General features: G+C 55.5%; 9 protein-coding genes. All 9 read left to right on the forward strand.

Features of this window, described 5'->3' with window-relative positions; all coding sequences use genetic code 11:
* The first annotated feature begins 11 nt into the window (after positions 1-11).
* The 9 genes from LB462_RS03945 to LB462_RS03985 all read left to right on the forward strand — a co-directional run bounded on the left by LB462_RS03945 (position 12) and on the right by LB462_RS03985 (position 14555).
* Positions 12-2252 carry a hypothetical protein gene (locus LB462_RS03945; protein WP_224506070.1) on the forward strand — a complete coding sequence of 747 codons (2241 nt, stop codon included), beginning with the start codon at positions 12-14 and terminating at the stop codon, positions 2250-2252.
* Positions 2249-3577: a glycosyltransferase family 4 protein gene (locus LB462_RS03950; RefSeq protein WP_224506071.1), complete on the forward strand. Its 1329-nt coding sequence runs from the start codon at positions 2249-2251 to the stop codon at positions 3575-3577. Before LB462_RS03945 ends, LB462_RS03950 begins: the two co-directional genes overlap by 4 nt.
* Before the next feature lie 38 nt (positions 3578-3615).
* Positions 3616-4803 (forward strand): polysaccharide pyruvyl transferase family protein, encoded by a 1188-nt coding sequence (locus tag LB462_RS03955; RefSeq protein ID WP_224506072.1) that lies wholly within the window; start codon positions 3616-3618, stop codon positions 4801-4803.
* A 123-nt stretch (positions 4804-4926) separates the two neighbouring features.
* Positions 4927-5946, forward strand: coding sequence for a UDP-glucose 4-epimerase GalE (gene galE, locus LB462_RS03960; protein WP_224506073.1), 1020 nt, complete (start codon positions 4927-4929; stop codon positions 5944-5946).
* Positions 5947-6204: 258 nt separating this feature from the next.
* Positions 6205-7734: a DUF6212 domain-containing protein gene (locus LB462_RS03965; protein ID WP_224506074.1), complete on the forward strand. Its 1530-nt coding sequence runs from the start codon at positions 6205-6207 to the stop codon at positions 7732-7734.
* Between the two features lie 5 nt (positions 7735-7739).
* Positions 7740-10610, forward strand: coding sequence for a glycosyltransferase (locus tag LB462_RS03970; protein WP_224506075.1), 2871 nt, complete (start codon positions 7740-7742; stop codon positions 10608-10610).
* A 2-nt stretch (positions 10611-10612) separates the two neighbouring features.
* Positions 10613-11953 carry a polysaccharide pyruvyl transferase family protein gene (locus LB462_RS03975; protein WP_224506076.1) on the forward strand — a complete coding sequence of 447 codons (1341 nt, stop codon included), beginning with the start codon at positions 10613-10615 and terminating at the stop codon, positions 11951-11953.
* Positions 11950-12789: a glycoside hydrolase family 16 protein gene (locus LB462_RS03980; protein ID WP_224506077.1), complete on the forward strand. Its 840-nt coding sequence runs from the start codon at positions 11950-11952 to the stop codon at positions 12787-12789. Before LB462_RS03975 ends, LB462_RS03980 begins: the two co-directional genes overlap by 4 nt.
* Entirely contained in the window at positions 12786-14555 is a 1770-nt protein-coding gene (locus LB462_RS03985) for a CDC27 family protein (protein WP_224506078.1), read from the forward strand. The genes LB462_RS03980 and LB462_RS03985 overlap by 4 nt, the downstream gene beginning before the upstream one ends.
* Positions 14556-14574: the final 19 nt, after the last annotated feature.

Raw genomic sequence — 14574 nt, forward strand, 5'->3', positions numbered from 1 at the left:
AGCAGATTTGAATGCTTCGAGACGACAAAAACGTTTTGCCGATAAAGACCGGTAAAGCCCCGGAACGTCTCCCTGTGGTGATGCAAGGCGAGACCGTTGTTGGGTGCCCCATTGACGACACGCTTGTTCTTGTGCTCGGCATCGGCAGCCTGACCTCTGAACAGGCTACGGTTTTTCTCAACGGCGATCCCGCCATGAGCGTGAAGGTGACCCTTGTAAACTGGCCGCTGAAAGATGCGTCCCCTGCAGGTACCCACGGGTTTGTGGCGATTGTTCCGACCAATATTCTGCGCCGCGGCGCGTTGAAGACGATTATGTTCCAGCACAAGGCAAACGTGACGCGTTATGCTTTTGCCAGCCGCGCCGCTTCGACCGGCGAGCTGATAGCAATGATCACCGACCTTGCCGGTTCCAGCTTGCCTTCCGTGATCGACGGACTCGTTGAAGGCCTGATCTCTGGACCGATCGGCCGCAAGAAGCTCTCTGCGATCACCGTCCTTTTGCAGGCGGGCGCACGTTCCGATGGTTGCATCGAACTGATCGGTGGCAGCGATGAGGGTGAGATTTTCGTGCAAGGCTGGGCGCAGGACTTGACGCCTTCCGTCACACGGCTCCTGATCAGTGGCCGGTCGCCTTCACTTGCTGAATGTGCGATCAGTGTTTTCGCGCGCCCCGATCTGAACGAGCAATCATCAGGTTTTGCTGGGCTTTTGCTCGCCAATGAAATCGTCGAGCCGAATGATATCGAGCGTCTTTTATTTCGCGGGCGTCGCGGCTGGCGCTTCACCGAGGTTTACGACCGCCGTCTGATTTCAGGCGCGCGTGAGACGCCCAGCCATGTGCGAGCGATTCTGCCTCGCGTTCGCAGCTCGACCGAGATTCTCCTTCGTATGCGCTCGGCCGCCAATCGCTTCGACGGAACTGAGACGATCTCCAGCCTGCCCTTCCCGGTACGCATGGGCATCGACCACGTGTTTCGTGTCGAGGGTAGCGGCCTTCTTGTCTCCGGCTGGTTGCTTGATCCCGACAACCATGTGGGGGATGTCAAATTGCGCCGGCATCGCGGCGAAACACAGCTCGATGCAAACTGGACACGTATCGACAGGCCAGATGTTACCCGGGAATTCGACAATAAACCGCCGTTCAACGCCGGGCTTGATCCCAATCGGCATGCGCATGGCTTCGTTGCCTTCGCACCCGAACTCGATGGGGACAGCACAGCACCGTTCTATGTGGAGCTTGGCCTGAGCGACGGACGGCGCGCATTCATGCCATTGACGCCGACGCGGATCACGTCGCGCGATGCGGTTGTCCGGCAGATCCGCGCGATTGACCCGAACGCTTGGGCGCTACGGCATATTGTCGATCAACAACTCGTGCCGCTGCTGCGTGGCGTGAACCGCCCCGCTCCTGAAATCTTTGGTGTGGTCGATCTCGGCTCTTTCGAGGACGTCCTTGGACCGGCGCTGATTATTGGTGTTGATGAGCGCGTAGAAGAGATTGCGCCGCTCATTGCCTTGCTTGCCCTTGACCCGGAAACGCGTAGGGCGCCTATCGTTATTGCGGCTGCGACCGAGATTGTCGATCGCATCGGGGTTCAGGTGCGGCGGCTTGCAGATTTCTACGGTCTACATCTGCGCCTCGTTTCGGCCAGCGGATCGGAAGATCTTTACGATGCCCTTGAGGTGGGCGCCCGGGCCGTTTCCACCGAGACGGTTGTTTTTCTCGCCGCCTCACTGCTTCCGCGCAATCCTGGATGGTTCAGCAAATTGTTGGCAGCCTATGAAGCGCGCAAGGAATGCGTCCTCTCCCCCACTCTTGCCTACGAAGACGATTCGATCCGCTGGGCTGGCACATGGGTTGCGGGCGCGCAGTCCGACCGTGCTCTGATCAGCCGTTATGCCGGATATCCCATTGACGCCGTTACAGGAATGGCAACGACGGAGGTAGCGACCGCGACATTCGAATGTTGTGTGATGCCGCGAGAGGCATTGTTCTCGGTCGATGGGTTTACGCGCGGATATCTTGGCACGCATGAAAAAGGCCTCGATCTCGGTCTGAAGCTCAAGCAATCCGGCCTGAAATCCTACTGGCTGCCATCCGCCCAGATGCTGGGCTCCGACGACATTTCCGTTGCAGACAAGGCGTCGACGATTGCGCTTATCGAACGCATCGATCGTCAGGTCTTCGATGCGCGCTGGGCAAACATTCTCACAAAAGATCGTGTGACAACGACGGAGGCAGCGGTATGACCGAACAACTCCGGGTATTGGTGATTTCGCACGCCCATCCGAGCATCTCGCTCGGCGGTGGCGAGATCGCATCCTACAATCTGCACAAGGGGCTGAATACGTTGCCAGGCGTGCAATCCGTCTATCTGGCGCGAGCAAGTCATCCAATACCGCGCCATGGCACGACGGCCCTGATGAGTCTTAGGCGCAGCAGTGACGAGATACTCTTTCACGCGGACGAATATGACCACTTCTACCTGTCGAACAACAACACCGACGAAATTCGCCGCGATCTTTTGCGCTTTGTTGGCGATCTCAACCCGCACGTCGTGCATTTTCATCACGTAATGGGACTAGGCCTGGAAACGCTTTACGCCATCCGCGAGGCCTTGCCCGATACGGCGATCCTCGTGACGTTCCATGAATATCTGTCGATCTGCAACAATGACGGGCAGATGGTAAAAGCTGGCTCGTCGAAACTCTGCAACGAGGCATCGCCGATCGACTGCCACGCCTGTTTCCCCGACGTTCCCCCCGCCCGCTTTCTGAAACGCGAACGATTTGTCCGCGGAATGCTCGAACTTGCCGATGCCTTCGTTGCGCCAAGCGTCTTTCTTGCCCGGAAGTATGCGGAATGGGGTCTCGATGCGGACAAGTTGCATGTGATCGAGAACGGCATCTCCATTGAAAGCGTAACGCCGCCAAGGGAGCTGACGGGCCCAAAACCGCGTCGTAACCGTTTTGCCTATTTCGGACAGATGACACCCTACAAAGGCATAGATGTGCTGGTTGATGCCGTGTCCCGTGTACCGGAAGAAACATGGGGCGCGGATTCTCGCCTGATGATTTTTGGCGGCAATCTCGAAAAACAGCCGCGCGAATTTCAGGAACGTATGGAAAAGCTGATCGGCGAGGCCGGCTCGCGCGTGCGCTTCTACGGAGCGTATCAGAACGCCGAAATGCCACGCCTGATGCAATCGGTCGACTGGGTCGTCATGCCTTCAATATGGTGGGAGAATTCGCCGATCGTTATTCAGGAAGCATTGCATCATCGCCGACCGATCATCTGCTCCAATATTGGCGGGATGGCCGAAAAAGTACGCGATGGTGAGGATGGCCTGCATTTCCGCGTTCGCAGCGCCGAAGATCTTGCAGACCGTTTCACGGAGGTATTGTGTGATCCATTGATTTGGGATCGTCTTCATCACAGTGTCCGCCGGCCGACGAATTACATCGATTGCGCCGAAGAACATGTTGCCCTCTATGGCGACCTGCTCAAATCCGGCCAGCAAGAGCCAATCAACATAGCCGCAAGGACCGATGTCGTTCTTTCGCAAGCAAGCTGAATTTTCGCCAGCTTTCAACGCCACGAGAAGGAAACCCCATGGCACGTGTACTGGTAATGATCCCATCGGGCGAGGTCTACGATCACGACAGTGTTCGCTGGTATCAGCACAGCGATGTGCAGCGTAGTATCAATCACTACCATAATATCGGCGACGCTTTTGTCTTCGATTCGTCGTTGAAATTGATGAACTACGAAAAGCAGGCTGAATTGCCGATCATGAATCCGAACATGGATCACATCGATCGCCTGCGGGAGGAATATGACTACGTCATTCTTCGCGGCTCGAACTATGTTCACCAGCACATGGACTGGACCGATGCCATCCCGGTTCTGAAGCGGCTCGGTTTGCCGGTGATTGCCTTTGGCATAGGGGCTCAAGCGCCAGTCGAAGGCCAATTGGAACTCTCCGAGCAAACCAAGACAGTTCTGAAGGTGATAGCGGACTCGACGGCTTCGGTCGGTGTGCGTGGAGCTTATTCTGCACAGGTCATGAGCGATATCGGCATAAAAAACGTTCGGATTATCGGCTGTCCGACTGCGTTCCGCCGCAACGATCCCGAGATGAGAATAGAACTGCCGCGGCTCGATGAGGTGCAAAATATCGGAATCACCATCCGGCGTGAGGTCTCACCGACCTACGCTCAGGATATTGAGCGTTACCTGACGTTTCATCGCGATCTCGTCAAGGAAATGGCGGGTCGCTTCGATGCGACCCTGATGGCCCAGGGCGAAGTCGAGGAGAAGAAACTGGTTTTCGGGACCGATGACCAGAAAGAGGAAGCGATTGCGGCTCTGAAAGCAAACAAATGGGCTTCCGACTGGTATCTGGATGAGGCGGTTGAAAAGCTCTACCGCGAGCGCATGTTCTACTCCGATGTCGTTGCCGATTATGAGAGCCTCGTCCAGACAAAAGAACTCGTTCTCGGTTATCGGCTGCACGGCAATCTCATGGCCTTGGCCAATGGCGTGCCTTCCATCTACTTCACCTATGACAGCCGCACTGTGGAGTTTGCCGAGACCTATCAAATTCCGAGTTTCGATGTGTTCAGTGGCGGGAAGTTCAGGCTGGAGGATTATTGGGACCAGTCGCTTTTCGATAAATATAATCAAGCTTGGTACCGGACTTATGGCGAAATGTACCGCTTTCTAACGGAAAACGGAGTGGATCACAAAATGATGGAGACTGAGAAGCAGGTGCCGAATTCGGTTCGCCGTGTCGCATGATACCAGTGCGACTTTCGTGGGGGGAAACGCAGCAGGTTGGGGAGGTCTAACCAAAATTCGTTAATTGGCAAAAGCCAGGTGCTTACAAACAATCCCTCAAACAGAATTCCAGGAGTTTCCCCAATGACCGTTCTTGTTACAGGTGGTGCAGGCTATATAGGCAGCCACATGGTGCTCGCATTGAAAGACGCGGGACGATCCGTTGTCGTGCTCGATGATCTGAGCTGCGGTTTTTCCTGGTTGGTGCCCGAAGACGTCCCGTTCATCGCGGGAGATGTCGGCGATCAGGCGCTCGTGCGCGATGTGATCCGCACGTACGGAGTGACCGCGATCCTGCATTTTGCCGGCTCTATCGTTGTGCCTGATTCCGTGCGCGATCCGCTTTTCTATTACCGCAACAACACGGTGCAGTCGCGCGCGTTGATCGAGGCGGCTATCGCCGAAGGCATCGAGCATTTCATTTTTTCGTCCACCGCCGCAGTCTATGGCGAGCCCGAGAAGACGCCAATTACCGAAGAAATGCCGCATCAACCGATTTCACCGTATGGCACGTCAAAACTGATGACGGAGTGGATGTTGCGCGATGCGGCAGCCGCTCATCCGAATTTCAACTATGTTGCGCTGCGCTATTTCAACGTGGCCGGCGCCGATCCGCAACTGCGTTCCGGACAGTCGTTTCCGCGCGCAACCCATCTGATCAAGATCGCCAGCCAGGCTGCGACGGGCGAACGCTCTCATATCGAGGTCTACGGTACGGACTACCCGACAGCCGACGGAACCTGTATCCGCGATTATATCCACGTCAGCGATCTGGCTCAGGCGCATCTCTGCGCGCTGAATTACCTGGAAGCTGGCGGCAAAAGCACTTCCGCCAATTGCGGTTATGGTTATGGCTACTCGGTGCTCGAGATCATTGATGCGGTCAAACGTGTATCGGGCGTTGATTTTGCGGTACGCATGGCGCCTCGACGTGCCGGCGATCCAGCTATTTTGGTGGCTGGCAATGATCGGGTCTGCAATGAATTTGGTTTCTCACCCAAGCGTGCCGATCTTGACCTGATTGTTGGGGATGCTCTTGCTTGGGAACGAAAACTGCAATCGATGAGAGTGGATGACGCGCCGGAAAAGCGCATTGCCGTTTAGTGATTTCCGTGAGCACAGCAGCGACGACGTTCGAAACGCCGTCGCTGCAAAGTAACATGCAATAGTCACGCAAATACTTTGAATTTTGAAGTAAATTACTTTCACAATGATTGTAAGTTAAACCAAGAATAAAAACATACACAATCAAATATTTTAGTGTTGCGCTGCAATATATTTATGTGACAAGCTTCATCAATCTGCCATTCTATTTGTATAGAGACACGGTTCGGCGCCTGTGGTTGGTCAAGGATTAGGGAAATGACGGTTCAGACTTCGTATAAGCTTTCGCCGGTTGCGAAATCTTTGAGAGAAATAGATTTACTGAAGGAGCCGATCCTGCTTCGCATGGGCATTGACCATGACGAGCTGCCCGAAGGCCTATCGAAAGCCATAAAAATTCTGGGTTTCGAAGGTGTTAGGGATGACGCCGCTATGTTGTCGGATTCATCCGGCAGGAAATTCGAGATGCATGAGGCACCGTTGTGCACTCTGGCTGTTCTCATCAATCCCGTTCATCGGGGCCGGGAAAAGCGGCTGCTCGACTGGTTGAAAAGCCGTGGTGTAGTCGACGAACCAACTGTTTTTGAATGGCATGCCGGGAGGGAGATTGAGACGGCAGGTTTGATCATCCAGAAACTTGCGGGCTTATTGGTGTTCGAAGCGAGGAAAATCACGCAGTCAAATCGCGAATTGCTTGCTTTACGCACTTTGAATGACAATCTTCAAAACAGGTTTGCTGCTGTCGAGAGTTTTGTCGACAGGCAGGGGCTGCAACCCTTCGACCTCGCCTTCTCAAATGAGCCGGTCAGCAGTTCCTCGCGTTCCAACGTTCTGGCCGATGCGTCATTCGAAGGCGTATCGCAAATCCTCCCAGTCGCCAGCGCAGGCGTGAGTGCCATTGCCATCCATTTCGAACGTCTGATGCAACGTGACGATACCACTCTGCATGCCCAACTGGTCACGCTGGAAGACATGTGTGTTGTAGAGAGCTGGGTGTTGCCGCTTTCAAAACTTGGTCAGGGCTGGAACTATCTGGGCCTCTCGCGAACGCTTGCCGGCTTGCGGCGGACGCTGAGCCTGCGCCTTCGTATCGAGGGTATGGACGATGAAATGCCGCTGTTGTCGCTTGGCGGACTTCAGCCGCTCGACATGTTTCAGGTTAGAGATGCTGCAAACGACACACCGCTGCTGAAGAACAGCCTTGCCATGCAGATCTGGTGCGGCATGCCAGGTGTTCTGCTTCCGAGTTGGGCGAACTATTTGCCGGCCCAATCCCAGGACACAAGAGACGGCGGCTTTCGGGAAATGCCGATGGCAACCGGCATTCTCGAGCTGGCGGACCTATCCAATACGGACGAGATTTCGTTCGACTTTGCAGCAATACTCCCTCTGCCCGAGGAGAGAGCCATCGGCTGCCATCCGCCGTCAACCGGTATAACGATCGGCCATATACCGGCAGCCTGCCCGCCCAATATCCTGCGCATCTCGTCCAGTGCGGTCATCGATAATGAAGAATCGAAGGATGTCGATTTTGCCCTGGTAATTGCGAGCGACATTCGAACTGCCCGTCAGCTATTCGATGAGCAACGGACACCCGGCGCCGGAGAAGGATTTTCAGGCTGGATTAGTGTTGCGCCGGGTGAAGAGCCGCGGCTCAACGCCTTCATTACTGAACAGGTTGGCGTGTGGCAAAACATCTACATCGCGACCAGAATGAAGGACAATCCGGGAGACAACGCTTTCGCTTGGGCGAAATTCCGCAACATCAGCCTCATGGTCAACGGATAATTTTCATGCTGGACCAGATCAGCCGTCTCCGAGAACAAATCACCACGCAATTACCGTCCGATATCGACCCGGATGGTTCACCCCCCACCAGGGTCGCAGTGCTCATTCCGGCCTACAAGCATTCTGTGCTTCTGGCGGAAGCTGTCGAATCCGTTTTGGCGCAGGAAGCGCCTTTCGACATCGCAGCAGTGATCATCGATGACGGCTGTCCCTATCCGGAAACCGGCGAAATCGGACGGACTTATGCGCTGGCTCATTCAAACGTCTTTTATCTCCGCAAGGCCAATGGAGGGCTGAGTTCAGCCCGTAATTATGGCATCGAGTTTGCACTCCGCAATTTCCCGAATCTCGAAGCCGTCTATTTTCTCGACGCCGACAACCGCATTACGCCCACGGCGATCCGCGACATTCTCGGTTTCATGAAGTCGGACGATAAGGTCGACTGGATCTATCCGAATATCGATAAGTTCGGCATCGAGTGGAATGGAAATTACACAACGCAGTACTCGCGCCTGCTGCACCTGACCTTCGACAATATATGCGAAGCCGGCAGTCTGGTTTCGCGGCGTATGCTCGATGCCGGCGTGCGTTTCGATGAGAGCATGAAGGCTGGTTTTGAGGATTGGGACTTCTGGCTGCAGGCGATCGGACGTGGCTTCCTTGGTGCGAACTATCCTTTCTTCGGCTTCGAATACCGTCAGCGCGCCGAGAGCATGCTGCGCGATTCAAATCGCACGCGAGAAGGCATTTTGACCTACATCCGGCAGAAGCATAAGAAGCTCTTTGCCGCCGAAACCCTGCTTGCCTGGGAACACGAGGAAACGCCGCGCTATGCTGCGATCGGCATGGGCACTTATGCGGTGGATCTGTTCACCGATCCGACAGTCGAGCATGCCAAATGCAGCCTGGAAGATTTTGTAACGCGTTTCTGGGCCGCGAAGGCTGAACCGGAAACCTTCGGTGTCCCGCCGTTTCTATTATGGATGACGGCGGCCCACAGAGAGGCTCTGACCCGACTCGGCTTGATCCACAATTTGCTGTGGCTGGGCGAGCGGATTGCTCAAAAACACCATTTCGTCGCCATTCGCTTCGAGCGGAACAACGCCAAAGTCGGCATTGACATACGCAAGATCAGCGATGCGGAACCCCTTGCCGACAAACCTTTTGGCTGGATGTGTACATTCGATATTTTCTCGACCTGCGCAGATGACGCATCCGACGATTGGACGCGCTCACTACACAAGCCGGTTCCAAGTCCCAATGTGATCGAAATCGTCATCAGCGGACCATTCACGTCGAGAGAAATGCAAAGCACCGCCTTGTCCCCAACGAACGCCCTTCTCGCTACATTGGGGGCGCTGCGCGATTCCGGTTATCGATTGCAGTCCAAAAACCGCTGGCTCTGGCGTTCCGTCTATTTCCCCAATCGCAGCCGCTATTTCGAATTGCTGCGGCATGCTGTGGGCGCAAGACCGGTAATGCCAAGACTCGCTCACGCGTCCAATCCGCTGCGTGTCGGATTCCTTTTGCCCATTGGCAGTTTCGGCGGTGTCGAAAAAGTCGCATATGCTGTGGCGCAGGCGTTGAAGAATGCAGGTTGCGAAGTTCACCTCTTCCTGCTTGGCAAGCCGGTTTATAATCGCATTCCTGAAAACGATGGCGTGTTCAAGACGGTTAACTTCCTCGCAGATGATTACCCGCTCTGGGGCGGTCCCAATCAGTTTGCCGGGCATGATTTGTTGATGGGCCACGATGAGGCCGCGAAAGCCGAGCTGATCATGGGCTTTCTGGCCGGGCTGGATGTGGTGATCAACAATCAGGCAGCTCCGGTCAATTCCATGCTCGGTGAACTTCGCCGCCGCGGCATGAAGGTGCTGAACTATGTTCACGTGCTCGATAAATCGAAAATGGGACGCGATGCAGGCCATCCGTACCTCACTCTCGCCTTCGAGCATGTCTACGACACCATCCTGACCTGTTCTAGGGACATGGCTGAGTGGTTGCATGGCATGGGTGTCCCGGATGCCAAGCTCATGCACATTCACAATGCCGCAAGTTATGCGCTTTCCTCCAAGGACCAGGAAACTATCCTCGCAGCGCGCCGCAACAGGCCGCTGCGCGACAGGCTCAATGTTCTTTTCCTGGGACGGCTCGATGCTCAAAAGGGTATCGAGCGATTGTTCGCTTCTGTTCGCGACCTGCGCCAGCGCTCAGCCCCGATCGATTGGAAAATCATTGGCAGCGATGTCATGGACGCTGGTGCCGGAGGTTCGTGGAAAGAACGTTTCGCTGAAGTTGGCGTTCACGTCGAACCGCCGGTCTTTTCGAGCCGCCACCTGAACAAGGCGTTCGCCTGGGCCGACGTGGTGGTATTGCCATCGCGCTGGGAAGGTGCACCCTTGACCATTATCGAGGCTCAGCGGCTGGGTTGTGTGCCGATCGCAACGTCAGTCGGCGCGGTCGGCGAACTCATCGACCACGGTGTCGATGGTCTGTTGATCGAGTCGACGGACGACAACGTTATCAGCCGGGAACTGACTGAAATCATCATGGCATTGTCAGAGGATCCCGCTGCATTGCGCCGCCTCTCTGAAGCTGCTGCAGAGCGCGGCGGTTCCCTCATGTGGGAACACAGTGTCGAACCGTTGGTGAACCAGTTGAAGTCATGGTTCCCTGGCCGGCTTCCCACCCTCCCGGTGGAGACAACCCTGAAGCTTGTCGAACAGACTGCGCCGACAATCACGCCTGAGAGGACACCATCTTTCGAACGGTTTTCGCGCGAGGCAGCGCCAAAACAGCGTGACGAAATTTCCGAAATCAGGCCGCTGCAGATCGCTGCTGCCGGATCAGCCCACATGCATAATTTGAGGAACTAACGATGAAGAAACTTTTTGTTCTGAATGGTGGCGCCGCGGTCAAGCCTGGCAACAAATCCGCCTATTTGAAGTTTGAAGACCCGCTGGCGGCCTTCAACAAGGGTGGCATCAACACAGGCGACGTTCTCGTCTATGACGCCACGCTCAAGGCCCTCGCCTACGACGACATCAAGAACGTGCAGTTCTCGCACGCCGGTAACGAAAAGCTCTGGCCGCAAGACGGAACTTATGACGCTACCGTCGTGCGCGGTTCGAACTATCTGACGGAAACCGTCGATCTCGCCCATGTCGTGCCGCTGCTCAAGAAGCTCAAAGGCCCGGTCGTCGCCATCGGCGTCGGCGCACAGGCCGGCAAGTACAAGAAACTCAACGTGCCAAAAGGTACCGTCGAGGCGTGGAAGGTCATCGCCGACAAATGCGAGACGATTGGCGTTCGTGGCTTCTACAGCGCGGAGATATTCAACGATCTCGGCATCAAGAATGTGCGGGTGATCGGCTGCCCGAGCTTTTACCGTTCCTTGCGCCCCTCGATCACGATCAAATCCATCGATCCGGCAACTGCCCGCGTCGGCCTGACGCTGAACAAATATCTTTCTGCTGACTACGCCAGCAACGCGACCAAGACCAACCGGATGCAGCGCGCGCTGATCGATGCAGTCGCCAAGCGTCCTTCGAGCAAACTCTACTCGCAGGGCGAACGCGAAGAGACGCTTGCTATTTTCTCCTCCGGCAAGGAGAAGCAGGACAACATCAAGGCCATCCTCACCAAGTTCAATCTAGTTGGCCACGCCGAGGCGGAAGAGATGCTCAACAATCGCATGAGCGCCTTTTTCGATATCGAAGAATGGGCGGCCGACGCAGCTGCAAATGTGGATGTAATGGTTGGTTTCCGACTGCACGGCAATGTTATAGCCCTGCATCAGGGAATTCCGGCGGTATTCTTCACCTATGATTCGCGTATACGGGAATTGTCCTCACTGTTTGCAATTCCATCGATCGAGATCGAGGACTATCTGCCGATCAACCTCGAAAAAATGCTTGAAAAAGCGGACTTCTCCAAGGTCCAGCATATCTATCGCCTGAACTATGCCGAGTACCATCGCTTCCTGACCGAGAACAAGCTGAACCACGTGCTGCCAAAGCCTGTGGCTGCACCTGCAGACAAGCCGCTCTCGGTACCCAATCTGGTTCAGGTTCCGCACAACATCCATGAAGCTGTGGCATGGTTCCGTAGCGAGATTGACTTCATGACCGGAGAGGTGGAAACCTTGCGTAATCGTGCCTGGAATCTCGAAACCAGCCTGCGCAGCCTCAAGGAAGCTCCAGCCAAGGCCACGGTATGAGGCACGGCCGCGCGCAATTCAGCCGACGTTCCTTCCTGAGCCTTGCGGGCTTGGGGATTGCTTCGGCTGGATTGCTGGCGCGGCCTGCACTTGCTCACGCGCTTTGCTCGGATATTCCCGCGCCACTTCAGCGCGCGCGAGGAAAATGGCAACTCTCGTTCAATGATGATTTCACCGACAATGCCGGCTTCGATCAACGCTGGATCAAGGTTAGTGACAGCGGCGGAGAGACAAGGAGCATCCGGATACCCGGGAATGTTGCAATTTCGGGCGCCGGGCTTTCATTGAAACTTGGCCGCAACACGGGCAAGTTGAGTGACAAGCGACCGTTCAGCGGCGGATACGTGCGAACGCGTGATTTTCGCCAATGCTACGGTTACTTCGAGTGCGAAATGAAGATCGCCAATGAGCCCGGTGTCAACAACGCGTTCTGGCTTACCTCCGTGCGCGAGAGTGAAGGCGATACCCGCTTTGAGCTCGACGTGGCAGAAGCCAAGTATCCCAATCTGGTTCAAGTGACAGCGCGTCGCTGGCTACCTGACAGGCAGGTTTTATCCAAGACTTACCGCCCGCGCTTGAAACTGGCCGATGCTTTCCATCGCTATGGCATGCTGTGGAGCAAGGACCGGTTTCAGTTCTTCTTTGATGACCGGAAAATCTACGAGGTTGGAAACACCTTCGCGCACACGCCTGCGCAGCTTCTCTTCAGCAACGCGGTCGCGTCTTTCGCCGGTAAAGATGACGGCGATGTGGATGGCGCGGCAACCTCGGTGAAAAGCATTCGCGTATTCCAAAACAGCGAGTGGCAGGACGTGCCGCTCTGGAGGTGTTCATGAGTGATGATTTCGTTTCCACGTCGCGCGCAGACAAGAGCAAGAAATATCTCCTGGGCAAAAATGGCTGGATTTTTCTCGATCATGATTCAAATCGCGTTATCGACCAGATCACTGGCCGTCATTTGCTGGATCAGCAGGGTGTTGACGCTTGGAAAAAACTGATCCTCGAACGCGATCAATATGTAGCTTCGGTCGGTGCTCAACATCTGATGTTCGTGGCTCCGAACAAGGAGCTCGTCTATTCAGAACAACTTCCGGACTGGGTGGAAATCGCCGAACAACGCCCCATCCACCAGATCATGGCTGCCCTTGGCCCGCAACGCGCGCGGAAAATCATTTATCCTCTTGAGGCAATCCGCGCGGGGAAAATGCAAGGGTTAACCTATCCGAAAAGCGATACGCACTGGAGCGGATTTGGGGCCTATATAGGCTATCAGTCCTTTTGCGCAGGCCTTTCGAATAGTGGCATCGAACCGCTGCGGGTCGAAGGCTCACGCGTGGCTTTTGAAGAGGTCCCGTATATCGGTGATCTAGGTATCAAGTTCGAACCCCCTGTTTCTGCGCCCACTTTGTCCGCCCGCATTGAAGGCGCAGCTGGCCGCCTCGCCTTCGACAACCGCATTCCGAACCGCGGGAGGATCAGGGTTTTTGTCAACAAGGACACAACGCTGCCGCGCTGCGTGATGTTCGGCGATTCCTTCGGCGGTAACCTGTTGCCTTTCCTCAAAGAGAGTTTCAGCACGCTTGTCTATGTCTACGGCAAATCATTTGATCGCGAGTTGATCGAAGCCTACCAGCCAGATGTTGTCCTGTCGCAATTCGTCGAACGCTTCTTGATCGAGCCACCCATCGATACGCCGCGCTTCACTTACGCTTCGGTGGTTCGCACCAAGCTGAAACTTCTGTCGAAGGAAGATTTGGCGTTCGCAACACAACAAGCGGCCAGCATCGAACCTGCCATCTTCCCGGTTCACGCTGTCTACCAGGCCCTGTTGTCCGCACATAGCGGCAAAGCCGTCCCCCCTGATCTTGTTGCGGAGCTGAAAAACCATCACCCGGATAATCCAGAAGCACAGCACATAGTCTCGGTCGAATTGTCCCGCCTTGGTGAGAAGCTCGATGAGGCGCGTATCTACGCGGAGCGCGCAGTCAGCTCTGAGCCGTGGAATGCGCGCTCGCGGCATCAACTGGCCCTGACCCTGATGCGGCTGGAACACCCTGAAGAGGCTGAAGCGCAACTGCGCAAAGCGATCGAACTCGATCGCAGCGTCGATTGGTGGAATTATCAGCTCGCGCAGGTCCTGTTCCGGCAACAGAAATACGAGCCCTGCACTGATGCCTTGCGCGAATACATCGCCCGCCGGCCGGATTCGTCCGATGCCTGGCAGTTGCTCGGGCGCTGCCACGAAGCTTTGAACAATATCGAAGACGCTGCCGAAGCCTTTGTGCGCGCATCCGATGCGAAGCCCGAATGGACCTGGCCGCTGCTGAAACTTTCAAATCTTCGCGTTCGCAGCAAGACCAATCCGGAGCAGGGTCTGATCGCCACAGATCGCTTGCTCGAAACCCTCTTCCATGCACGCGAACGCGCAGAAGTCTACATGCTGAGATCGCAATTCTACGAGGTGAACGGGCAACGCGACAAGGCTATCGACGCTGCAGTTCGAAGCACCGAACTTGCGCCGGATTGGCAATGGGCCGAGAAGACGCTGGCGCGGCTGCACGCACAAGAAACGCGCCAGGCCGGTACAGCCAAATCGAGATAGCAAACCAGCGGGAATTTTG

It is taken from the genome of Phyllobacterium chamaecytisi (assembly GCF_020164455.1).
In the GTDB taxonomy this organism is placed as follows: domain Bacteria; phylum Pseudomonadota; class Alphaproteobacteria; order Rhizobiales; family Rhizobiaceae; genus Phyllobacterium; species Phyllobacterium chamaecytisi.

Excerpts from the sequence above, each read along its gene's own strand:
- galE (WP_224506073.1), top strand. The coding sequence starts at position 4,927 with ATGACCGTTCTTGTTACAGGTGGTGCAGGCTATATAGGCAGCCACATG.
- LB462_RS03980 (WP_224506077.1), top strand. The coding sequence starts at position 11,950 with ATGAGGCACGGCCGCGCGCAATTCAGCCGACGTTCCTTCCTGAGCCTT.
- LB462_RS03985 (WP_224506078.1), top strand. The coding sequence starts at position 12,786 with ATGAGTGATGATTTCGTTTCCACGTCGCGCGCAGACAAGAGCAAGAAA.
- LB462_RS03965 (WP_224506074.1), top strand. The coding sequence starts at position 6,205 with ATGACGGTTCAGACTTCGTATAAGCTTTCGCCGGTTGCGAAATCTTTG.
- LB462_RS03955 (WP_224506072.1), top strand. The coding sequence starts at position 3,616 with ATGGCACGTGTACTGGTAATGATCCCATCGGGCGAGGTCTACGATCAC.
- LB462_RS03950 (WP_224506071.1), top strand. The coding sequence starts at position 2,249 with ATGACCGAACAACTCCGGGTATTGGTGATTTCGCACGCCCATCCGAGC.
- LB462_RS03975 (WP_224506076.1), top strand. The coding sequence starts at position 10,613 with ATGAAGAAACTTTTTGTTCTGAATGGTGGCGCCGCGGTCAAGCCTGGC.
- LB462_RS03970 (WP_224506075.1), top strand. The coding sequence starts at position 7,740 with ATGCTGGACCAGATCAGCCGTCTCCGAGAACAAATCACCACGCAATTA.
- LB462_RS03945 (WP_224506070.1), top strand. The coding sequence starts at position 12 with ATGCTTCGAGACGACAAAAACGTTTTGCCGATAAAGACCGGTAAAGCC.